This window comes from Kribbella sp. VKM Ac-2571, assembly GCF_004362255.1.
Classification (GTDB): Bacteria; Actinomycetota; Actinomycetes; order Propionibacteriales; family Kribbellaceae; genus Kribbella; species Kribbella pratensis.
The window spans coordinates 101,254-121,171 of record NZ_SNWS01000008.1; the positions used below are offsets into that span (position 1 = coordinate 101,254).

The window sequence follows — 19,918 nt, forward strand, 5'->3', positions numbered from 1 at the left end:
CGCAAGAATTGAGCAAAAGTAGAGAAAGTTCTCGACTCTCGCGTGGCGTCTGTTTCCTCTGCCTCCTCATCACCCGCCCACCAGGAGAGGCCATGCGAATCCCGAAATGGCGGCTGCCGGTCGCCCTGCTCGCTGCGAGCCTGGCGCTCGCAGCGAGCCCACTGCTCCACCCGACGAAGGCCGGCACCGCGTCTGCCGCCGTACTCGCCGGTCCCAATCTCGCCGCCGGAAAGGTCACGTCGGCCAGCAGCAGCACCCAGAACTACGTTGCGTCGAACGTGACCGACGGCAACCAGGGCACCTACTGGGAGAGCGCGAACAACGCGTTCCCGCAGTGGGTCCAGGTCGATCTCGGTACGTCGGTTGCGACGAACCAGGTCGTGCTCAAGTTGCCGACCACGAACTGGGGAGCCCGCGACGAGACCCTCGCCGTCCAGGGCAGCACCGACGGGCAGAACTTCACCGACCTGTCCGCGTCCGCGGCGCGCACGTTCAGCCCGCCGAACAACACGGTGACCGTCGACTACGGCACCGCCACCACGCGATACGTCCGGATCCGGATCACCGCGAACACCGGCTGGCCCGCCGGACAACTCTCCGAACTCGAGGTCTACGGACCGGCGACCGGTGACACCCAGGCTCCCACAGCCCCGGGCACCCTGGCTTTCACCGAACCCGGCGCCGGGCAGATCAAACTCACCTGGAGCGCGTCGACGGACAACGTCGGCGTCACCGGGTACGACGTCTACGCGAACGGTCAACTACGCACCAGCGTGGCCGGCAACGTGCTCACGTACACGGACAACCAGCCGGCCAACGTGTCGATCGCGTACACCGTTCGGGCGAAAGATGCCGCTGGCAACCAGTCCGCGAACAGCAACACGGTCACCCGTAACGGCAGCGGCGGCCCGGGCAGCAACCTGGCGCTGCACAAACCGATCAGCGCGTCCGGGTCGACGTTCACCTACGTCCCGGCGAACGCGAACGACGACGACGTGACGACGTACTGGGAGGGCAATGCCAACCCGGCCACGCTGACCACCGAGCTCGGCGCGAACGCCGACCTCAGCTCGATCGTGGTGCGGCTCAACCCCGATCCGGCGTGGGGACCGCGGACGCAGACGTTCTCGATCCTCGGGCGGGAGCAGGGCTCGTCGAACTTCACGACGATCGTCGCTTCGGCCGGCTACGCCTTCAACCCGGCGAGCGGCAACAGCGTGACGATTCCGGTCAGCGCGCGAGTGGCCGACGTACGGCTGAACTTCACCGGCAACACCGGCGCACCGGCCGGGCAGGTCGCTGAACTGCAGGTGCTCGGCGTACCGGCGCCGAACCCGGATCTCACGCTCTCCAACGTCACGTGGACGCCGACGTCGCCGGTCGAGACCGACGCGATCACGGTCCGCGCGACGGTGAACAACGGCGGTACGGCGGGCTCCGCGGCAACCGACGTGAACTTCTACCTCGGCACGACCAAGGTCGGTACGGCCGCTGTCGGTGCACTCGCGGCCGGGGCGTCGGCGACGGTCAGCGCGTCGATCGGGACGCGCGACGCGGGCTCGTACGCGTTGAGCGCCAAGGTCGACGAGGCCAATTCGGTGATCGAGCAGAACGACGGGAACAACACGGCGGCCGCTTCTGGTCCGCTCGTGGTGACTCCGGTAGCGAGCTCCGACCTCGTCGCGGCGGCGGTGAACTGGACTCCGGGCAACCCGTCGGCCGGGAACTCGGTCGCGTTCTCGGTGTCTTTGAAGAACCAAGGCAGTGTCGCCTCCGCGTCCGGTGCGCATGGGATCACGCTGACGGTTCTCAACGGATCGTCCACTGTCGCGACATTGACGGGGACCTACAACGGATCGATCGCCGCCGGTGCGACCACGCCAGCTGTTGCTCTCGGCAACTGGACGGCGGTCAACGGGCGCTACACCGTGCGGGTCGTGCTGGCGGACGACGCCAACGAGCTGCCGGTGAAGCGTTCGAACAACACCAGCGAGCGGCCGTTCTTCGTCGGTCGCGGCGCGAACATGCCGTACGACCACCTCGAGGCGGAGGACGCCACGGTCGGCGGCGGCGCGTCCGTCATCGGACCGAACCGGACGATCGGCGACCTGGCCGGTGAAGCCTCCGGGCGGCGTGCGGTCACACTCGGCGCGAACGGCGCGTACGTCGAGTTCACCACCCGCGCCAGCACGAACACGCTCGTCACCCGGTTCTCGATGCCGGACTCGTCGGGCGGCGGCGGGCAGACGTCGTCGATCAGCGTGTACGTGAACGGCACCTTCGCGAAGACGTTGCCGCTGACCTCGAAGTACGCCTGGCTGTACGGCGCAGAGGCGTCGCCGAACAACTCACCCGGGTCAGGACCGGCGCGGCACATCTACGACGAGGCCAACCTGATGCTCGGTCAGACCTACCCGGCCGGGACGAAGATCCGGCTGCAGAAGGATCCGGCGAACAGCCTGACGTACACGATCGACTTCCTCGACACCGAGGCCGCGACACCGGTCCCGAACCCCGGCGCGGGCTTCGTCACGCCGGCCGGCTTCAGCCACCAGGACGTGCAGAACGCACTCGACCAGGTGCGGCAGGACAGCAACCTGCAGGGCGTGTACCTGCCGGCCGGTGACTACGACACGTCATCGAAGTTCCAGGTGTACGGCAAGGCGGTCAAGGTAGTCGGGGCCGGGCCGTGGTTCACCCGGTTCCACGCGCCGACCACGCAGGACAACACCGACGTCGGGTTCCGGTCCGAGGCGTCGGCGAACGGGTCGACGTTCAGCGGGTTCGCGTACTTCGGCAACTACACGTCGCGGATCGACGGACCCGGGAAGGTGTTCGACTTCTCGGGGACGGCGAACATGACCATCGACAACATCTGGGTCGAGCACATGGTCTGCCTGTACTGGGGTTCGAACACCGACACCTCGACGATCAAGAACTCGCGGATCCGGGACACCTTCGCCGACGGCATCAACATGACGAACGGTTCGGCAGGCAACACGGTCAGCAACAACGACGCCCGGTCGACGGGTGACGACAGCTTCGCGCTGTTCAACGCCACCGACAACGGCGGCGGCGAGGTCCGGGACAACGTGTTCGAGAACCTGTCCGCGACGCTGACCTGGCGGGCCGCCGGGTTCGCGGTGTACGGCGGGACGAACAACGTTTTCCGGAACCTGTACGCCGCGGACATGCTCACGTACCCCGGGATCACCATCAGTTCCCTGGACTTCGGGATCCCGATGAACGGGTTCGGGGCCACTCCGCCGACACAGTTCCAGAACGTTTCCGTCGTACGTTCCGGTGGGCATTTCTGGGGCAACCAGGCGTTCCCCGCGGTGTGGATCTTCTCGGCGTCGAAGATCTTCCAGGGAATCCGCGTCAATGATCTCGACATCGTCGATCCGACGTACAGCGGGATCATGTTCCAGACCAACTACGTCGGCGGCCAGCCGCAGTTCCCGGTCGCGGACACCGTCTTCACCAACACGACCATCTCCGGAGCCCGCAAGTCCGGCGACGCCTTCGACGCCAAGTCCGGCTTCGGCATCTGGGCCAACGAACTCCCCGAACCCGGCCAAGGCCCCGCCGTAGGCTCGGTCACCTTCAACAACCTGACCCTCACCAACAACGCCAAAGACATCCAAAACACCACCACAACCTTCACAATCAACCGCAACTAACCCAACCCCAGGGGCCGCCACCTCCGGCGGCCCCTGGGCACAATCCCCTTGTTTTACGCACATCTGATCCCCCTGCGAATCTGCCCCACACTGCCCCGAGCTGCCCCGGTGTCACACCCACCAACTCGTCGTCCCCCGTGTGAAGCTCAACCCTTGCCACCCACCAAGGCGAGGAAATGCCAATCCACGTATTCGTCGACGAGTCCAAGTCCAGAGGCCTCTTGATGGCTGCCGCACGCTGCCCTGCAGGAGATGTAGCAGTCAACCGAAAGGCTCTGAGAGCACTCCTGCTACCAGGCCAGGAACGCCTGCACTTCAACCACGAAAGGCCGGCCCGACGGAAACAGATCCTTGACGTGATTGCGGGCTTCCATCTGCTGGTCGACCTCTACCGGACAGATCGTGACTCACACGCGAATCGGCGCAGCTGTCTCGAGGCGATCGTCCGCGACTGCGCTCCGGCGGCCGAACGGCTTGTGGTGGAAATGGAAGAGTCGACCTACGAACAGGATCGCCGTTGGCTACGCGACGTTTCGGGTGCCAAGAGACGTTGCGGTGGGATGTGCTCCTCGCCAAGGCAGATCCGTTGCTCTGGGTGCCGGATGCTGTTGCCTGGAGTTGGATGCGAGGAGGTGAGTGGAGGCGCGCAGTGGCGTCGTTCAGTCAGCTGAAGGACGTCTGAACAGCGCGAAACCCGGCTCGTCCACCGTCCGGTGAGCTGCCGGGTTCACTTCCGGGGGACTCCTGTCCCTCGGCGGGATCAACTGTAGCGGGAAATTGGCGGGATTGGTCAGGAATTCGCGATCTGCCCCGGGATGCCCTTGGATGCCCCGGTTAGGAGGTTGTGGGCGGTGGGGGTCAGGGCGTGGAGGGCGGTGCCTTGGGTTCTTTGGGTGGTTATCAGGGCGGCGGCTCGGAGGACTCTGGTGTGGTCGGAGGTTGAGGCCAGGGAGATGCCTACTCGGCGGGCCAGTTGGGTTGTGGTGGCGGGGTGGGTGAGGGAACGGAGTACGGCGGCTCGTGTGCGGCCTAGGAGGTCTGCCAGGGCGTCGGTGGCGGCATCGTCCGGGTCGGTCAGGTCGGCGCAGGGATAGACGAGGACGGGGCGGCGGTCGGGGGTGTCCATCGCGAGGCAGTTGGAGACCAGCGAGGACGGATAGAGCTCGAGCCCGCGGCCGTTCAGGTGGATGTCCGCGATCCAGTCGTCGACGGGGCCGTACGTCGTCAGCACCGGAGTCGCCCATTCGACATCGGGATGCAGGGACGACAGCAGCGCATCGATCCCACCGTGCAGGACCGCCCGCGACCGGATCCCGAGGTCAGCGCCGTACCTCCGCTGCAACTCCCCCGACGAAGGCGCCAGCACCTCCTGATGGAAGTCGCGAACCGCGCCGCCAAGCGCTCGCCGCGACCCGGCGCGACCGTCCAGCAATCCGCGCATGTACCGGTCGATCTCCGGCGGCAACCACGGCTCCAGCTCGTCCCGGATGACGGAGGCCGGCGTCTCCATCAACGCCTCGACGGCCGGCTCCAGACCGGGCCCCGCCACCTCCGGGATCAGGAAGTCCGGAAACATTCCGCCCGGCGAGATCAGCTTGAACAGCGGGCGCATCGATCCCCGCACCAGCGGTGCTGCCGTACGCCGCCAGCGTCGCGCGACCGGCGAGATCGACCGGTCACCGAGCGCCCGGGCCGCGAGCGCGGCTTCCCACAGCGGGTGCGGCTCGGTGGGGAACGTGACCCGGCCGAGGTCCGCCGCGGTGAAGTGGACGCGGAACATCCCTCGATTGTGACGGCCACGAGGTCATCCGCCCAGACCTCTTCGGTTCAGGCCGAATCCGGTCGCGGCCGGCCGCCGTACGCTCCGACCCTGGCCGGATGAAACGTCTCGCAGTCCTCACCGTCCTGGTCCTCGCGGCGGCCATCCCGTCAACCACCGCGCGGGCCGGCGCAGTCCACCGACCGACGCAGTACGTCGTCTCGACCACCCCCGGCGAGAACCTCGAAGGGATCGCGGTGACGCCCGGCGGCACGATGTACGTCACCAGCGTCGCCACCGGCGCGGTGTACCGCGGCAACACCCATTCGTCCCGCCTCAGCCTGTTCCTGCCGGCCGGCAGCGACGGGCGTACCGCGGCCACCGGTATCCACCTGGACCGCTGGGGCAGGGTCCTCGTCGCCGGAGCGAGTACGTCGAAACTCTTCCTGTACGACGCCCGCGGCCGGCTGCTCGCCGTACGGAAAGCGTCGGACGGCTCGTTCCTCAACGACTTCACGATCGCGGGCGACGCCGTCTACGTGACCGATTCGGCGCACAACCAGATCTGGCGGGCGCCGCTCACCCGCGACGGTCTCGGCGAGCTCGAACCATGGATCACCCGCGACCGGATCCAGCCGACGCCGTACTTCCTGAACGGCATCGTCACCGACGGACGCGTCCTCCTGGTCGGTGAGCAGGGCCAGGACGTCACGTACCGGATCGACCTCCGCACCCGGCAGGTCACGGTCCTCGACGTCCCGAACGGCATCCTGTCCGGCGACGGGTACCTGCTCGAAGGCCGCCGCTTGTACGCCGTCTACAACGCCGGCGGCGGGAAGTACGTCACCCGGCTCGCGATCCTGAACGACGATCTCACCGCGGCGACCCTGGTCGCCGACTCGGGCCCGGGCGCGGCCGGTGCGACCCCGACGACGATCGCCCGCGACCACGGCCGGCTGCTGTGGGTGAACAGCCAACTGGACATCGCACCCGGTACGCCTCCGTACACCGTGACCGTCGTACCGGGCCTGCGTTAAAGGCCGTCGGTGACCCGCATCAGGACCGCGCCGGCCTGCAGGACCAGCGCGCGGTCGGCGTCGTCGAGGCGGCTGAGGAGGTGGGCGAGCTCCTCAGCGGCCTGACGGCCGGATGCCTCGACCGTCTCAGCCCCTGCCTCGGTGAGTACCACCGCGGTCGCCCGGCCGTCGACGGGGTCCGGTTCGCGCCGGACCAGGCCGGCCTCCTCCAGACCGGCGACCGTCGTGGTCGCGGTGGGTTGCGAGCACGGGACCCGGGCGGCGATCTCGCCGATCCGGATCGGTTGCTCGTCCGCGATCAGCATCAGCGCCAGGAACTGCGTCGGGTGCAGGAGCGTGGTGGTCCTGTTCCGGCGCAGGTGCCTGACGATTCGGTGCATGCTGACCAGCAGCTGCAATGCCTCCTGCGCCATCCAGATCACCTCCGTCGGGAAGCGCAATCCTGGCACAGGCACCCAAACATCTCCTACCGCTGCGGCCTTCTGGCCGGATCGAATCGGCGGGTCAGGAGGGCGGCACCTCGCCGTTGGCCGGTGCGGCGACGACGCGGTTCCGGCCGGCGTCCTTGGCCTGGTACATGGCCAGATCGGCGGCCATCTGGAGCTCGTCGAGGCTGGCACCGGACTCCGGGAACGTCGCGGCGCCGATCGAACACGTGATGGGGCCGCACAGCACCGGGCCGTTCGGGGCGGCGACGGTGACCGCCAGCCCCGCGACGCGACGCCGGATCCGCTCGGCGGCCAAGGCGGTATCGGCCGCCGAGGTCTGCGGGAGCAGGATGGCGAACTCTTCGCCGCCGAGCCGTCCGACCAGGTCGTTGTCGCGGACCTCGTGGCGCAGTTCGGCAGCGACCGCTTTCAGGGCCTCGTCACCGGCGAGGTGACCGTAGGTGTCGTTGATGGCCTTGAAGTGGTCGAGATCGAGATAGAGCACGCCGAGTGGGGAGTTCGTGCGTTCGGCGCCGGCGAACTCACGACGCGCGATCTCGTGCCAGAAGGCCGCATTGGCCAGGCCGGTCTTGGGATCGGTACGTGACGCCGTCTGGAACTGCTCGACCAGAAGCGCGCGGTGCAGACCGAGGATGGTGAGCAGCAGAACGGCGACGGCCCACGGCTGGCTGAGCAGCAACGCAGCGGTCGCGACACCCAGACCGAGAGAACCGGCGACGATCAGCTGGTCCGAGAGCCGCCCGAGCGCGTTGCGGCCCGGGGAATCGGGGTTGGCCATCATGATCGCGCCCGCTACCAGCGCGTAGTTCACGAACCAGTACGCCAGACCGGCCGCGACAACAGCGACGAGTCCGAGTGGGCCGGACGGGTAGCCCGGGTAGACACCGGGACGGATCGTGGCCAGCACGACAGCCCCTGCGGCGCCTGCGAGCACGAGAGTCGTCGCGGTGAAGACCGATCGGTACGGCGGAACTCGGCGTACCCGGAGCCAGGAATGTACGTAGGTGGTGACGATCAGCCCCGCGGCCAGGGGCGGAGGCAGGATGAGGACGCCGGCGAAGGTCCACATTCCCTTCAGATTGACGTACGGAATACCTTCGGCGCCGACCTTGCGCAGCCGCTCGATGTCGCGGGCGGCCTCCAGATGGATCGCCGATCCGGCAGCGAGGACCAGTAACCGGATCCAGTCACCGGCGGTGACCGACACCAGGTCGAACGTCGACGCGACGACCACAACAGTGATGAGCTCGACCGCGAGGACGTAGCCGAGCACGCTCCGCGGCTGCGACCACAGCGCCCATCGTGCCGGGCTCCGGGACGCGTCTTGACGTCGGCGTAGGCGACGGTGCGCCAGCCGATGCCGGATACTCATGAAAAAGACCCCCGCCTCACAGTCGGTCCTTGTCACAGAGTAGCCGGGATGTGCACGCAATGTCATGGCTTCCCTGTTATTTGCCTCGCTGCGCTCAACCCCGATGCGCCCAGATCCCGCGAGAGGAGGCGGCCACCATGCAGAACAACGACTGGTGACCCATCACTCAGGTTGTCGCGTGGCGCGGACGTATCCGTACGCCGCGCCCGCCGCGACCAATACGCCCACAATCCCCGCTGCCGCCACGACCGGCGCCGGCTCCCACCGGTCCGCAGCGGCCCCGGCGACCAGCACGCCTATTCCCTGGGACACGATCAGCGCGGTGCGCGCCAGGCCGAACGCCTGGCCGCGCTGCGCGTCGGGCACGTTCAGCACGAACGCCGCACTCGCGGCCAGCTGGTACGACGCACACAACCCGGATACGAACCACAACGCGACAGTCACCCACAGTCCCGGCTCGGCGATACAGCCGATCAGCGGCGCACAGGAACCGATCGCGAGTGGGCCCATCAACCTGAGCCGCCGCGCCGGCGCGGCTCGCGTCAGCAGCAGCATTCCGATCATCTGCCCGGCCGGGTTGGCGGCGAGCAGGATCCCGACGGCGGCCGGCCCGCCTCCGACCACTGCGGCGTACGGCGCGGCAAGTCCTTCGATGCTCACGTAGAAACCGGCGACGCAGGCCAGCGCGACCAGGTACCGCAGCCGCCTATCGCTCCAGACGAGCCGCGCGCCGGACGACAGCGAGGGCCACCATCCCGGGCGCGAATCGGTCGACCCCGGCAACGGACGTTCACGAACTCCGAGCCTCAGCAGCACCGCCGACAGTGCGAAGGTGACGGCGTCGGCCAGCAGCGCGTTCCCGGCGCCGAAGGCTGCCACCAGGGTGCCGCCGGTCACGAATCCGGCGAGTTGCGAGGCCTGCGCGGTGATGTTCGACACCGAGCTGGCCAGGACGTACTTGTCGCCGGTCAGGATCGACGGCAACAAGGCGGCTCTGGCGGATTGGAACGGCGACGCGAGCAACTGCACCGCGACGAGCAGCACACACAGGATCCACAGCGAGGCGCCGGGGATGGCCATCGCCGCCACGAGCACAGCGCGGGCGACGTCACAGCCGATCATCAGCCGGCGGCGCGGATAGCGGTCGGCCAGTCCGGACAGCAACGGGCCGCCCGCGATGTCGGGCAGGAAGGTCAGTGCATACGTGACCGCGGACAGCCCGGCCGATCCGGTCCGGTCGAAGACGAGTACGGCGAGCGCGACCCGGGCCAACTGGTCCCCGATCACCGAGCCGAGCTGCGCGAACCACAGCCATCGGAACTCGGCCACGCCGAACACCTCGCCGTACGTGGCGGGCTGATCAGCGGGATCTGCGGAGGAAGGGTGTGCTGGGCGGGTCACCAGGTCAAAATACCCACGATCCGGAACCGGCCGCGCACGCTACGGTGCGCCGGTGGTTGTTCAGAGGTGCTCGGCGAGGACGCCGAGCGCGAAGGCCGTTCCCGCGAGGCCGAGCATTGTCGTCGCGAGCGTGATGAGCCGTGCCTGCAGCTTCGGCAGCTCGGCCGCGGTCGCGAACACGCGCTGCGGCCAGTGCCGCCAGGAGACGTACCAGAAGATCGCGGTGGCGATCAGCAGCAGGAATCCTTTGACAGCGTGGATCCACCAGTGCTCGTGGTTGATCGCGAGCAGAGCGCCACCGGTGAGCGTGATCGCGCCGATCAGCCCGATCACCTTCCACCGGTTGCCCGAGGCAATCACCGCGGTCAGCATCTCGCGGCCTTCCTGGTCCTTCCCGAAGTACTTCTTCAACTTCGGCTGCACCACGAACAACGAGTACGCCATCCCTCCGACCCATGCCGCGGCCAGCCCGACATGGATGATCGCCAGCACGGCCGTCGTCGCGGTAGTCACGCCCCGAAAATATGCCCCAGCGGGGGCCACCGCCTTATAGCCTCGCGGCATGGACCCCTGGCAAACGCTGACCACCGACTACGAACAATCCCGGGCCCGCGAGGACTCCCTCGACCAGCTGATGGAGTGGGACGCGCAACGCTCTTTGATCGGCCCGGTCGAGGGCAAGACCGTTCTGGACATCGGCTGCGGCAACGGCGAGAAGGCGATCGAACTCGTCCGCGACCACGGCGCGACCGCGGCCGTCGGCGTAGACGTCGGCGCCCAGTTCCTGACACCGCCGGACGGCGCCGACGTCACACTGCTCACCGGCGACCTGTCGACCCTCGACGAGATCCCGGCGCTGGAGGGCCGCAGGTTCGACGTCGTACTGTTCCTGCAGTCCCTCGCGTACGCGCAGGATCGAGGAAGAACCCTTCGCGCAGTGCGATCATTGCTGGCCGACGACGGCGTACTCGTCGTCTCGATGGCGCATCCCATCCGCTGGGCGGTGGAACGCTCCGAGCGGGACGACCTCCGGCTCGGGGACGCGTATCACACGGTCGGCCCGTACTCGTACCCGTCGCGGTGGAACGAGGACGTGACCATCACTCACACCACCGACACGTTCTCGTCGATCCACAACTCCTTGACCGACAACGGTTTCCGGGTTGAGCGAGTCCTCGAACCACAACTGTCCGAGGAGAAGAAGCAGCAGTACCCGCACAAACAGGAATGGCTCGCACAGTACGTCGGAATCATCATTTTCCGCGCCCGGCCGGTATGAGAGTCCTGCACCGGACCGGACAGTGGTGTCCGGCGCGGCAGGTCGGAGACGTTGTCGCGTACGACGTGCGGATCCTGCCCGAGTACCAGGTTGCCGGCCGTCCGACTGTCGATCGGTGTTACCTCCTCCTCGACGAGGCAGCCCAGCTCACCAAGCCGGCGGTCTTCGAGGGGCCGGTCGAGGGCTGGTGGTACGTCGACCTGGTGGAGATCGAGCGCTCCGGCGACGACCTGATCGTGCACGACCTGTACGTCGATCTGCTGTTCCCGCCGGCGTTGAACCGGTATCAGGTCCTGGATCTGGAAGAGCTGGGCGATGCCCTGAGGGACGGCAAGATCACGGCCGCCCAGTGCGCGGACGCTCTGACCGCAACGCAGCAGTTCGTGCACCGGTACCTGCGCGGCGCGGAGGAAGGGCCTAACGGGCCGTCCGCGCCGTTCCCGCCGGCTGCGGTCGTCGAGCTCGAGCAGATGCCTTCTTTCCTCTGAACACAACAGGCCCCGGGCATGCACCCGGGGCCTGTTGTTCTGGAGTTGTCAGTCCTCGTCGGACTTGCCGGCGGCCAGGTTGGTTTTGATGAGGTCCATGACCGTGGAGTCGGCGAGGGTGGTGACGTCGCCGACCTCGCGGTTCTCGGCCACGTCGCGGAGCAGGCGGCGCATGATCTTGCCGGAGCGGGTCTTCGGGAGCTCCGAGACGACCATGATCTGCCGCGGCTTCGCGATCGGGCCGATCTCCTTCGCGACGTGGTTGCGCAGCTCCTGCACCACGTCCGGTCCGCCGTCGCCGGCCTCCGAGCGCAGGATCACGAACGCGGCGATCGCCTGGCCCGTCGTCGGGTCGGACGCACCGACCACGGCGGCCTCGGCGACCTTCGGGTGCGAGACCAGCGCGGACTCGATCTCGGTCGTCGACAACCGGTGACCGGACACGTTCATCACGTCGTCGACCCGGCCGAGCAGCCACAGGTCGCCGTCCTCGTCCTTCTTCGCACCGTCACCGGCGAAGTACACGCCCGGCCAGCGCGACCAGTACGTGTCGACGAACCGCTGGTCGTCGCCCCACAGCGTCCGCAGCATCGCCGGCCACGGCTTGGTGATGACGAGGTAGCCGCCGGAACCGTCCGGCACCGGCTTGCCCGCGTCGTCGACGACATCCACGCTGACCCCCGGGATCGCCTTCATCGCGGCGCCCGGCTTGCCGGCGGTCACGCCCGGCAGCGGCGAGATCATGTGCATGCCGGTCTCGGTCTGCCACCAGGTGTCGACGACCGGCGCCTTGTTCCCGCCGATGTGCTCGCGGTACCAGATGTAGGCCTCCGGGTTGATCGGCTCGCCGACCGACCCGATGACCCGCAGCGACGACAGGTCGAACTTCGCCGGGATGTCGGCGCCCCACTTCATGAAGGTCCGGATCGCGGTCGGCGCGCAGTACAGGATCGAGACCTTGTGCTTCTGGACGATCTCCCACCAGCGGCCCTGGTGCGGCGTGTCCGGCGTACCTTCGTACAGCACGGAGGTGGTCGCGTTCGCGAGCGCGCCGTACACGATGTAGCTGTGGCCGGTCACCCAGCCGATGTCGGCGGCGGTCCAGTAGACGTCGGTGTCCGGCTTGAGGTCGAAGACACCCCACTGCGTGTACGACGTACCGACGAGGTAGCCGCCCGTGGTGTGCAGGATGCCCTTCGGCTTGCCCGTGCTGCCGGACGTGTACATCACGTACAGCGGGTGCTCGGCGTCGAACGCCTCCGGGGTGTGCTCGGTCGACTGCTTGCCGACGAAGTCCTCCCACCACAGGTCGCGGCCGTCGGTCATCGCGATCTCCTGGCCGGTGCGCTTCACCACGAGCACGTTGCGCACGTCCGGGCAGTCGACCAGCGCGGCATCGACGGCCGGCTTCAGCGCCGACGCGGCGCCCCGGCGGTAGCCGCCGTCGGAGGTGATCACGACGCGGGCATCGCAGTCCAGGATCCGGCCCTTGAGCGCGTCCGAGGAGAAGCCGCCGAAGATGACCGTGTGCGGGGCCCCGATCCGGGCGCAGGCGAGCATCGCGACCACGGTCTCGGGAATCATCGGCATGTAGATGGCGACGATGTCGCCGGGCTTGACGTTCAGCTCGAGCAGCGCGTTCGCGGCCTGGCTGACCTCGTCCTTGAGCTGCGCGTACGTGATCTCGCGGGTGTCACCGGGCTCACCCTCGAAGTAGTACGCGACCTTGTCGCCGAGACCGTTCTCGACGTGCCGGTCGACACAGTTGTACGCCGCGTTCAGCTTGCCGTCGGCGTACCACTTGGCGAACGGCGGGTTGCTCCAGTCCAGCGTCTCGGTCGGCTCGGTCGCCCAGGTCAGCCGCTTGGCCTGCTCGGCCCAGAACCCCTCGAAGTCGGCCGCGGCCCGGTCGTAGGCGTCGGCCTTCAGGTTCGCGTTCGCCGCGAGCTCGGCGGGCGGCTCGAACCGGCGCTCCTCGTGCATCAGGTTCGACAGCGCCTCGGACTGGGCCCCGGACTGGCTCTCGGACTGGGGTGACTCTGCATTCGTCACGTCGACGACTCCTCATCGCTGGCTTCGGCGCGCTGGAGCGCCCGGTTACCTTTCTACCAACGCCGACCCCACCACGGGAACCGGCCTGTCGCCCAGCCGCTCCAAATCTGCGCCGAACAGGCCGGCTCAGCGGACGGGCGGCCGCGGAATCCCGGCGTACGGCGGAACCAAACAGGCGCCCTGCGCATCGGACGGTATGTGAACCAGATGCAGCCGATGGTCCAGACGCCGATTCTCGACGCCGCGGAACGCCGGAAGATCTCGCGGGCCGCGCGCCGCCGGGTGCACGCCCGCGAGTTGCGCGTTCGCCGTACCCAGAAGGCGGCCCGCGCCCAGCTCCCGCGCTGAACTACTCCTGGTGGTAGGCGAGGAGCTTGCCCAGAATCGTGGTCAGCCGCGTACGGTCGGTGGCCGACAGCGGGGCGAAGATCTCCTCCTGCGCCTTGCCGACCAGGGTCGTCAGCCGCCGGTACTGGCGTTTGCCGGCCGTGGTGATCGTGATGACGTTACGACGGCCGTCGGCGGGGTCGGGGCTGCGTTCGACGTACCCCTCGGCCTCGAGTTCGTTGAGCGCGGCAACCACATCGCTGCGGTCGATCGAGCTGCGCCGCCCGAGGGTCGCCTGACTGGCCGGCCCGAACTCCACCAGCGTCGCGAGCAGCCGGAAGTGGTAGGCCCGCGCACCTCCGGCGGCGAACGACTCGGTGACGATCCGGTGTGCCTGGCTCGCACTCTGGGTCAGCAACCAGCTCGGCAATTCGGACAGGGCGGTCGGGGTCTGCTCATCCACCCGCGCAGTCTAGGTCGTCAACGGTTCGCTTCCGCCGATGTTGGCGTCACCTACGATTCGCGGGCGTCCAGGAGCTCGTCCCAGTGGTCCTCGGCCCAGGCGCACATCAGCTTCAGCGGTTCGAGCAGGCTGCGGCCGAGATCGGTGAGCTCGTACGTGACGCGGCGCTCGCCAATCGTCCGCCGAACGAACCCGTCACGCTCGAGCGCCCGCAGCGACTGGGTCAGCATTTTCGGGCTGATCCGGGCGAGCGGAACGCGCAACTCGGAGTACCGGCGCGGGCCGTCCTCGAGGCAGCGCAGGACCAAGCCCGCCCATTTGTCGGTGCCGATCCGGAACGGGAGCAGCGTCGACGGGCAGATCTCCTCGAACATGTCCGCACGCAGCGCCGCCATGCTCACCACGGTATCCAATCGGTAACCATCCTTCCTCCTACGGTCGCCGTACCACTTTGTCGAGGAGGTTGCGGTGAGCAAGATTCTGGTGATCGGCGCGCGCGGACGGGCCGGATCGGCGGCCGTCACAGAGGCCCGAACCCGCGGGCACTCCGTCGTTGGCGTCGCCCGTACGACGACTGCCGGGCCGGTCGTTGGAGATGGGACGGACGCGGGGCTGGTCGTGGGGGATGTGACGGATGCGGGGCGGCTTGCGGAGTTGGCGGCGGGGTGCGATGCGGTGATTGCGGGTGTGTACGACGGCGGGAGCGACCCGGGTGAGTTCTTCCCGCGGGCTGCCCACGCCCTCGTCGACGGGCTCGAGAAGGCCGGGGTACGACGGCTCGTGTGGGTCGGGCTGGCGTCGATCCTGCCGACCGCGGACGGGACGTTGCTGATGGACACCGACGGATACCCGCGGGAGTATCGCTCGTTCTTCCTCGCCCACCAGGCAGCGCTTGACGTCTTCGCGCGGTCGTCCCTCGACTGGGTCTCGATCGCACCCACTGGGGACTTCGACCACGCCGATCCGTCCCGCAAGGGCGCCTATCGCGTGGCACCCGGGAACGCGCAGGACCTGATCTCGTACGCCGACTTCGCGGTCGCGCTCGTCGACGAGGTCGACCGTCCGGAGCACCATCGCACCGCGATCGGGGTAGTGGTCTAGACGGGTGGGTCGCGGGCGCCGACGTACGGACGATAGGTTCGGCGTATGGCTGGGGCGGAGGAGTACTTGGGCAAGGCGTTGGCGATCGCGCAGCAGGCGGCCGAGACGCAACTCGGCGCGATCCGGGTAGCGGCGGGGCTGGTCGCCGACGCGCTCGCCGACGGGAGGACGTTCTGGGTGTTCGGGACGGGGCACAGTCACACGCTGGCCGAAGAGTTGTACGGGCGCGCCGGCGGACTGGCCGACGTACGGGCGATCCTCGAACCGGGACTGATGCTGCACGAGGGCCTGCAGAAGAGCTCGCTCCTCGAACGCCTCCCCGGCCTGGCCGACGTCCTGCTGGAGATCAATCCGCTGGCGTCCGGCGACGTACTGCTCATCGCGTCGAACTCCGGCCGCAACGCCGTACCCGTCGAATTCGCCCTCGGCGCCCGCGCCCGCGGCGTGAAGGTCATCGCCCTCACCTCACTGGCCCACTCGAACGCCACCACGTCCCGCGCCCCCAACGGCCAACGCCTCTTCGAAACCGCAGACGTCGTCATCGACAACTGCGGCGTACCCGGCGATGCCCTCATCAAGATCCCCGGTACGCCGGAACCCACCGGCGCCACCTCCACGTTGGTAGGCGCCCTACTCCTCCAGGCCCTAACCGTAGAAGTAGTAACCCGCCTGACCGACCGCGGCCAACCCCCCAACGTCCTCCGCAGCCTGAACGTCTAGCCCCACGCGTGCTGCGCAGCCGCTTCCTTCGTCGCTCCGCTCCTCAGCGCGGCCGCTCCGCGCGCTCCCACCCGCCCTCGGCTTGGCGCCGAAGCACCTGCTTCCGGCTGACGCCGAAGTTGTCGGCTACGCCGACGAGCTGCGAGCTGCCGCTCGCGTGCGAAAGCTAGCCCGGTGCCTCTCGATGGGCGGTCTGCGGCAGGAGACCCGCATCCCGGGCGATCGTCGTCTACATGAGCTCGGCGCACCACATCTGCGTGGCACGGTCAGGTCCACCGCCGAAACAGCCCGTTGTGCGGTCCGCCGGGGAACACGGGACACTCGATGGGGACTGGAGACCCGGTATTACCTGTTCGAGGTCACCGTCGCCTGTTCCGAGTTCATCATTCGCGCCCATGAACGCTCGCTCACAACCACAGCCACCGGTCGGGGAAGGGGCGACAGCCGGCAGCTAGAAGATCCGGCGCTGGCCGGGGTGGGGTGCGCGGGCTTCCCTCACCACCCACGCAGGCCCAGTGGCTCAGGTGGCGCGGTAGGCGACTGTTATGTCGTAGCGGTCTGAGCGGTAGATGGAGCGGCCGAACTCTATGACCTGGTCGGTGGCGGTTCGGGGGGCCGAGGTGATGATCAGGCAGGGGGTGGAGCTGTCGATCTCGAGGAGTTCGGCGTCGCCTGGTTCGGGTGGGGCGGCGACGATGGAGGCGGAGACCATGCCGAGCGTGACGCCGTACCGGGTAGCGAGGATCGTGTAGAGGGACTTCTCGGCGAAGTCGATCTCCTCCAGGCCGGGGTAGCGGTTCAGGGAGAGGGCGGTGCGTTCGATCGCCATCGGGTCGCCGTCGGCGGTGCGCAGGCGGACCAGGTGCAGGACCGGGGCGCCGACGGCCTCTTCGAGCTCGCGGGCGAGGTGCTCGTCCGCGGCACCGACGCGGTGTTCGAGGACCTTGGCGCCGGGCTCGATGCCGCGGTTGATCATGTCCTGGCTGAACGAGGACGCGAGCATCCGGGACGGGCGCGGTTCCGCGACGAAGGTGCCGCCGCCGGGGCGGCGGTTGGCCAGACCCTCGGCCACGACGCGGTCGACCTCCTGCCGGACGGTCATCCGGGCGACGCCGAAACGCTCGGCGAGGACGCGCTCGGACGGCAGCACGGTACCGACGGCCAGCGAACGGGTGAGGTTCTCCAGAATCTCGCGAATCTGGTCACCCTTCGGACGATCGGGCCGCAGCGCGGTAGGGAGCTCGGCGAGGTCGCCGGGGTTGTTCCGTGGGCGGGCCATGAGGTCAGTATCCCTGGGAATCTGCCCGGCAAACCGGTTGCCGGGGAACGCGGGCCGCGGCTGGGTCCTGGCCGCGTAAGGCCCCCGCGACCACTTCGTCCCGGACGACCTTGTCAGGCCGACTGTAACGTCCGGTGCCGCCTCACGGCCAGCGACGATCCACAGGCCCGGCAATTCCCGCCGGGGGTAGTTTTAGCGCTATGACCTCGGGACAGTTCGTGCAGGAGACGTCGTCGACCGGTGAGTGGAAGCGGCAGGGCAACAGATTCACGGGCCGGATCTCCCGCGACTCCACGGCAGCACCCGGCGAAGGACCGGACGACCAGGGCCGCTGGCCGGTCGAGCCGGGTCGGTACCGGCTGGTCGTCAGCCTGGCCTGCCCGTGGGCCCATCGCTCGATCATCGTCCGCCGGCTGCTCGGCCTCGAGGACGCGATCAGCCTCGCGGTCGTCGACCCGATCCGCGACGAGCGCGGCTGGCGGTTCACGCTCGACCCGGACGGTCGCGACCCGGTGCTCGGCATCGAGTACCTGTCCGAGGCGTACCTGCGCACCGACCCGTCGTACGACGGCCGCGTGACGGTGCCCGCGATCGTCGACACCACCACGCGTGAAGTGGTCACGAACGACTACCCGCAGATCACTCTGGACCTCTCCACCGAGTGGACCGAGTTCCACCGGCCCGACGCCCCGCAACTGATCCCGGCCGATCGCGCGGAGATGGACCAGCTGATCGAGGAGATCTACCGGGACGTGAACAACGGCGTGTACCGGTGCGGTTTCGCGACCAGCCAGGAGGCGTACGACGCGGCGTACGACGCCCTGTTCGCGCGGCTCGACGTACTGGAGGAACGGCTCGCGGATCGCACGTATCTGCTCGGCGACATGTTGCGCGAGGTGGACGTACGGCTGTTCACCACGCTGGTCCGCTTCGACGCGGTCTACCACGGGCACTTCAAGTGCAACCGGCAGAAGCTCACCGAGTTCCCGAACCTGTGGTCGTACGCGCGCCGCCTGTACCAGCTCCCCGGCTTCGGCGAGACCGTCGACTTCGACCAGATCAAGCGGCACTACTACGTCACCCACGACAACATCAACCCGACCGGCATCGTCCCGAAGGGCCCGGACCCGCTGGCCTGGATCAGCTAGCGAGCGCGGCCAGTGCCGCGTCGACCGCCGACCTCAACTGCGCCCGGGTCGCCCCTGATCGCGAACGCAGGTTGATCGCGTACGCGAGCAGTGTGAGCATTTCCGCCGCGCCCGGCACCTCGGTCCCGGACCGCAACTCCCCGTTGCCCTGAGCAACCTTCAGGGCGGCGGCCAGCGAATCCCGCAGTACGGCGTGATGCTCGGACAACACCGCCCGTACGGCGTCCGGCGGGTTCTCGGCGTTCGCGTTCGCCATCATGCACCCCCACCCGGCGTACTCCCCGGAACACCGCAGCCGCAGCAGTTGCTCGAAGAACGCCCGCACCGCGACGAGACCGCGGTCGTCCGCGGCCAGCTCGTCGAACATCGGCCGCGACCGGTGTTCGAGGTACCGCCGCGCGGCGGCCGCATACAGGTCGTCCTTGCCGCCGAAAGCGTTGTACAGGCTCGACCGGCTCAGCCCGGTGGCCGCGACCACATCCTGGATCCCGGTCGCCGCGCTCCCACGACGCCAGAACAACTGCTCGACGGCAGCCAGCGCCTCCGCCTCGTCGAAGTGTTTGACATCGGGCATACCCCGCATCATATCTTGGAACGACCGATCCAAGATAGCGAGGAGCCGTGATGATCGACGTGCTGGTGCTCGACGTCAACGAAACGCTGACCGATATGGAGCCGCTGCGGGACGGGTTCGAGGCGGCCGGGCTGCCCCGGCACAGCCTCGACGCCTGGTTCGCCGCGACATTGCGGGACGGGTTCGCGCTGACTGCGGTCGGTGCGTACGCCGCTTTCCGCGATCTGGCCGCCGAACTCCTCGAGGCGCAGCTCGTCACGGCCGGCATCGAGCCGACCGCGGAAACCACGAAGAACGTACTTTCCGGATTCACCCGCCTCCCGCTGCACGCCGACGTCGCACCGGGTCTGCACAAGATCCACGAGGCCGGCGTACGCATCGTCACTCTGACCAACGGCTCGGCAGCGATGTCCGAAAACGTGTTCCGGGACGGCGGCATTCTGCCCCTGCTCGAGCACCGACTCGACGTGTCGGTGCCGCAACGCTGGAAGCCGCACCCCGACGCCTACCGGTACGCGGCGGAGGTCTGCGGAGTGCCCGTGGAACGGATCGGTCTCGCCGCCGTACACCCGTGGGACATCGACGGCGCCCAGCGCGCCGGGCTCCAGGGTTTCTACATCGACCGCCGGAAAACGCCGTACCCGAAGGTGTTCGCCGCGCCGGACCACACCGCCGCGGACTTCGAGGCCCTGGCCGAACTGATCCCGGAGTAGCGGTCGGAACACGTTAGGATGGCGGTGGTGCGCCGGGAAGTCTGGTCGGCAGTCCGTCCGACCGACCCCGAAC

The 19,918-nt window shown here is 68.2% G+C and carries 19 protein-coding genes; 9 read left to right on the top strand and 10 right to left on the bottom strand.

From position 1 onward, the window contains the following. Nucleotides 1–92 precede the first annotated feature (92 nt). Nucleotides 93–3,683, top strand: a complete 3,591-nt coding sequence (locus tag EV651_RS18905) for a discoidin domain-containing protein (RefSeq protein WP_133786520.1) — start codon at nt 93–95, stop codon at nt 3,681–3,683. Between the two features lie 790 nt (nt 3,684–4,473). On the opposite strand, the gene EV651_RS18910 is transcribed toward EV651_RS18905, so the two are convergent. Continuing rightward, nucleotides 4,474–5,463 carry a winged helix-turn-helix domain-containing protein gene (locus tag EV651_RS18910; RefSeq protein WP_133786521.1) on the bottom strand — a complete coding sequence of 330 codons (990 nt, stop codon included), beginning with the start codon at nt 5,461–5,463 and terminating at the stop codon, nt 4,474–4,476. Between the two features lie 98 nt (nt 5,464–5,561). Here EV651_RS18910 and EV651_RS18915 point away from each other — a divergent pair, with 98 nt between their 5' ends. Beyond that, entirely contained in the window at nt 5,562–6,479 is a 918-nt protein-coding gene (locus tag EV651_RS18915; RefSeq protein ID WP_133786522.1) for a superoxide dismutase, read from the top strand. On the opposite strand, the gene EV651_RS18920 is transcribed toward EV651_RS18915, so the two are convergent. From EV651_RS18920 to EV651_RS18935, 4 genes are all read right to left on the bottom strand, one after another. Next, on the bottom strand, nt 6,476–6,934 hold the full coding sequence (locus EV651_RS18920; RefSeq protein ID WP_238157051.1) for a MarR family winged helix-turn-helix transcriptional regulator: 459 nt from the start codon (nt 6,932–6,934) through the stop codon (nt 6,476–6,478). The two genes, EV651_RS18915 and EV651_RS18920, sit on opposite strands and share 4 nt — an antisense overlap. Nucleotides 6,935–6,983: 49 nt before the next feature. Beyond that, nucleotides 6,984–8,300 carry a diguanylate cyclase gene (locus EV651_RS18925; RefSeq protein ID WP_166658658.1) on the bottom strand — a complete coding sequence of 439 codons (1,317 nt, stop codon included), beginning with the start codon at nt 8,298–8,300 and terminating at the stop codon, nt 6,984–6,986. A 162-nt stretch (nt 8,301–8,462) separates the two neighbouring features. After that, nucleotides 8,463–9,629, bottom strand: coding sequence for an MFS transporter (locus EV651_RS18930; protein ID WP_238157052.1), 1,167 nt, complete (start codon nt 9,627–9,629; stop codon nt 8,463–8,465). Between the two features lie 132 nt (nt 9,630–9,761). Next, nucleotides 9,762–10,214: a hypothetical protein gene (locus tag EV651_RS18935; protein ID WP_238157054.1), complete on the bottom strand. Its 453-nt coding sequence runs from the start codon at nt 10,212–10,214 to the stop codon at nt 9,762–9,764. 49 nt (nt 10,215–10,263) lie between these two features. On the opposite strand from EV651_RS18935, the gene EV651_RS18940 reads away from it, so the two are divergent. Both EV651_RS18940 and EV651_RS18945 read left to right on the top strand, forming a co-directional pair. After that, entirely contained in the window at nt 10,264–10,980 is a 717-nt protein-coding gene (locus EV651_RS18940) for a bifunctional 2-polyprenyl-6-hydroxyphenol methylase/3-demethylubiquinol 3-O-methyltransferase UbiG (protein ID WP_133786524.1), read from the top strand. Beyond that, entirely contained in the window at nt 10,977–11,468 is a 492-nt protein-coding gene (locus EV651_RS18945; RefSeq protein WP_133786525.1) for a hypothetical protein, read from the top strand. The genes EV651_RS18940 and EV651_RS18945 overlap by 4 nt, the downstream gene beginning before the upstream one ends. Before the next feature lie 48 nt (nt 11,469–11,516). On the opposite strand, the gene acs is transcribed toward EV651_RS18945, so the two are convergent. After that, entirely contained in the window at nt 11,517–13,451 is a 1,935-nt protein-coding gene (gene acs, locus EV651_RS18950) for an acetate--CoA ligase (protein WP_133786774.1), read from the bottom strand. Between the two features lie 276 nt (nt 13,452–13,727). Between acs and EV651_RS41405 the strand changes: the two genes are divergently transcribed. Continuing rightward, nucleotides 13,728–13,868, top strand: coding sequence for a hypothetical protein (locus EV651_RS41405; RefSeq protein WP_166658659.1), 141 nt, complete (start codon nt 13,728–13,730; stop codon nt 13,866–13,868). A gap of 1 nt (nt 13,869) precedes the next feature. On the opposite strand, the gene EV651_RS18955 is transcribed toward EV651_RS41405, so the two are convergent. Then, nucleotides 13,870–14,310: a MarR family winged helix-turn-helix transcriptional regulator gene (locus tag EV651_RS18955; protein WP_133786526.1), complete on the bottom strand. Its 441-nt coding sequence runs from the start codon at nt 14,308–14,310 to the stop codon at nt 13,870–13,872. A 50-nt stretch (nt 14,311–14,360) separates the two neighbouring features. Then, entirely contained in the window at nt 14,361–14,705 is a 345-nt protein-coding gene (locus tag EV651_RS18960) for a helix-turn-helix domain-containing protein (protein WP_133786527.1), read from the bottom strand. Nucleotides 14,706–14,778: 73 nt separating this feature from the next. Between EV651_RS18960 and EV651_RS18965 the strand changes: the two genes are divergently transcribed. Together EV651_RS18965 and EV651_RS18970 are read left to right on the top strand one after the other, a co-directional pair. Then, nucleotides 14,779–15,411 (top strand): NAD(P)-dependent oxidoreductase, encoded by a 633-nt coding sequence (locus EV651_RS18965; protein WP_133786528.1) that lies wholly within the window; start codon nt 14,779–14,781, stop codon nt 15,409–15,411. Between the two features lie 45 nt (nt 15,412–15,456). Next, nucleotides 15,457–16,131: a sugar isomerase domain-containing protein gene (locus EV651_RS18970; RefSeq protein ID WP_133786529.1), complete on the top strand. Its 675-nt coding sequence runs from the start codon at nt 15,457–15,459 to the stop codon at nt 16,129–16,131. Nucleotides 16,132–16,651: 520 nt separating this feature from the next. Here the strand turns inward: EV651_RS18970 and EV651_RS18975 are convergent. Further along, nucleotides 16,652–17,410, bottom strand: coding sequence for a GntR family transcriptional regulator (locus EV651_RS18975; RefSeq protein WP_133786530.1), 759 nt, complete (start codon nt 17,408–17,410; stop codon nt 16,652–16,654). Nucleotides 17,411–17,610: 200 nt separating this feature from the next. Between EV651_RS18975 and EV651_RS18980 the strand changes: the two genes are divergently transcribed. After that, the gene (locus EV651_RS18980; protein WP_133786531.1) at nt 17,611–18,558 is read left to right on the top strand and encodes a glutathione S-transferase family protein; all 948 of its coding nucleotides are present in this window, start codon (nt 17,611–17,613) and stop codon (nt 18,556–18,558) included. Here the strand turns inward: EV651_RS18980 and EV651_RS18985 are convergent. After that, on the bottom strand, nt 18,551–19,132 hold the full coding sequence (locus tag EV651_RS18985) for a TetR/AcrR family transcriptional regulator (protein WP_133786532.1): 582 nt from the start codon (nt 19,130–19,132) through the stop codon (nt 18,551–18,553). The two genes, EV651_RS18980 and EV651_RS18985, sit on opposite strands and share 8 nt — an antisense overlap. 50 nt (nt 19,133–19,182) lie before the next feature. On the opposite strand from EV651_RS18985, the gene EV651_RS18990 reads away from it, so the two are divergent. After that, entirely contained in the window at nt 19,183–19,845 is a 663-nt protein-coding gene (locus tag EV651_RS18990; RefSeq protein WP_133786533.1) for a haloacid dehalogenase type II, read from the top strand. Nucleotides 19,846–19,918 lie beyond the last annotated feature (73 nt).

Excerpts from the sequence above, each read along its gene's own strand:
- EV651_RS41405 (WP_166658659.1), top strand. The coding sequence starts at position 13,728 with ATGCAGCCGATGGTCCAGACGCCGATTCTCGACGCCGCGGAACGCCGG.
- acs (WP_133786774.1), bottom strand. The coding sequence starts at position 13,451 with ATGCACGAGGAGCGCCGGTTCGAGCCGCCCGCCGAGCTCGCGGCGAAC.
- EV651_RS18945 (WP_133786525.1), top strand. The coding sequence starts at position 10,977 with ATGAGAGTCCTGCACCGGACCGGACAGTGGTGTCCGGCGCGGCAGGTC.
- EV651_RS18905 (WP_133786520.1), top strand. The coding sequence starts at position 93 with ATGCGAATCCCGAAATGGCGGCTGCCGGTCGCCCTGCTCGCTGCGAGC.
- EV651_RS18925 (WP_166658658.1), bottom strand. The coding sequence starts at position 8,300 with ATGAGTATCCGGCATCGGCTGGCGCACCGTCGCCTACGCCGACGTCAA.
- EV651_RS18960 (WP_133786527.1), bottom strand. The coding sequence starts at position 14,705 with ATGGCGGCGCTGCGTGCGGACATGTTCGAGGAGATCTGCCCGTCGACG.
- EV651_RS18990 (WP_133786533.1), top strand. The coding sequence starts at position 19,183 with ATGATCGACGTGCTGGTGCTCGACGTCAACGAAACGCTGACCGATATG.
- EV651_RS18915 (WP_133786522.1), top strand. The coding sequence starts at position 5,562 with ATGAAACGTCTCGCAGTCCTCACCGTCCTGGTCCTCGCGGCGGCCATC.
- EV651_RS18940 (WP_133786524.1), top strand. The coding sequence starts at position 10,264 with ATGGACCCCTGGCAAACGCTGACCACCGACTACGAACAATCCCGGGCC.
- EV651_RS18975 (WP_133786530.1), bottom strand. The coding sequence starts at position 17,410 with ATGGCCCGCCCACGGAACAACCCCGGCGACCTCGCCGAGCTCCCTACC.
- EV651_RS18910 (WP_133786521.1), bottom strand. The coding sequence starts at position 5,463 with ATGTTCCGCGTCCACTTCACCGCGGCGGACCTCGGCCGGGTCACGTTC.
- EV651_RS18985 (WP_133786532.1), bottom strand. The coding sequence starts at position 19,132 with ATGCCCGATGTCAAACACTTCGACGAGGCGGAGGCGCTGGCTGCCGTC.
- EV651_RS18970 (WP_133786529.1), top strand. The coding sequence starts at position 15,457 with ATGGCTGGGGCGGAGGAGTACTTGGGCAAGGCGTTGGCGATCGCGCAG.
- EV651_RS18980 (WP_133786531.1), top strand. The coding sequence starts at position 17,611 with ATGACCTCGGGACAGTTCGTGCAGGAGACGTCGTCGACCGGTGAGTGG.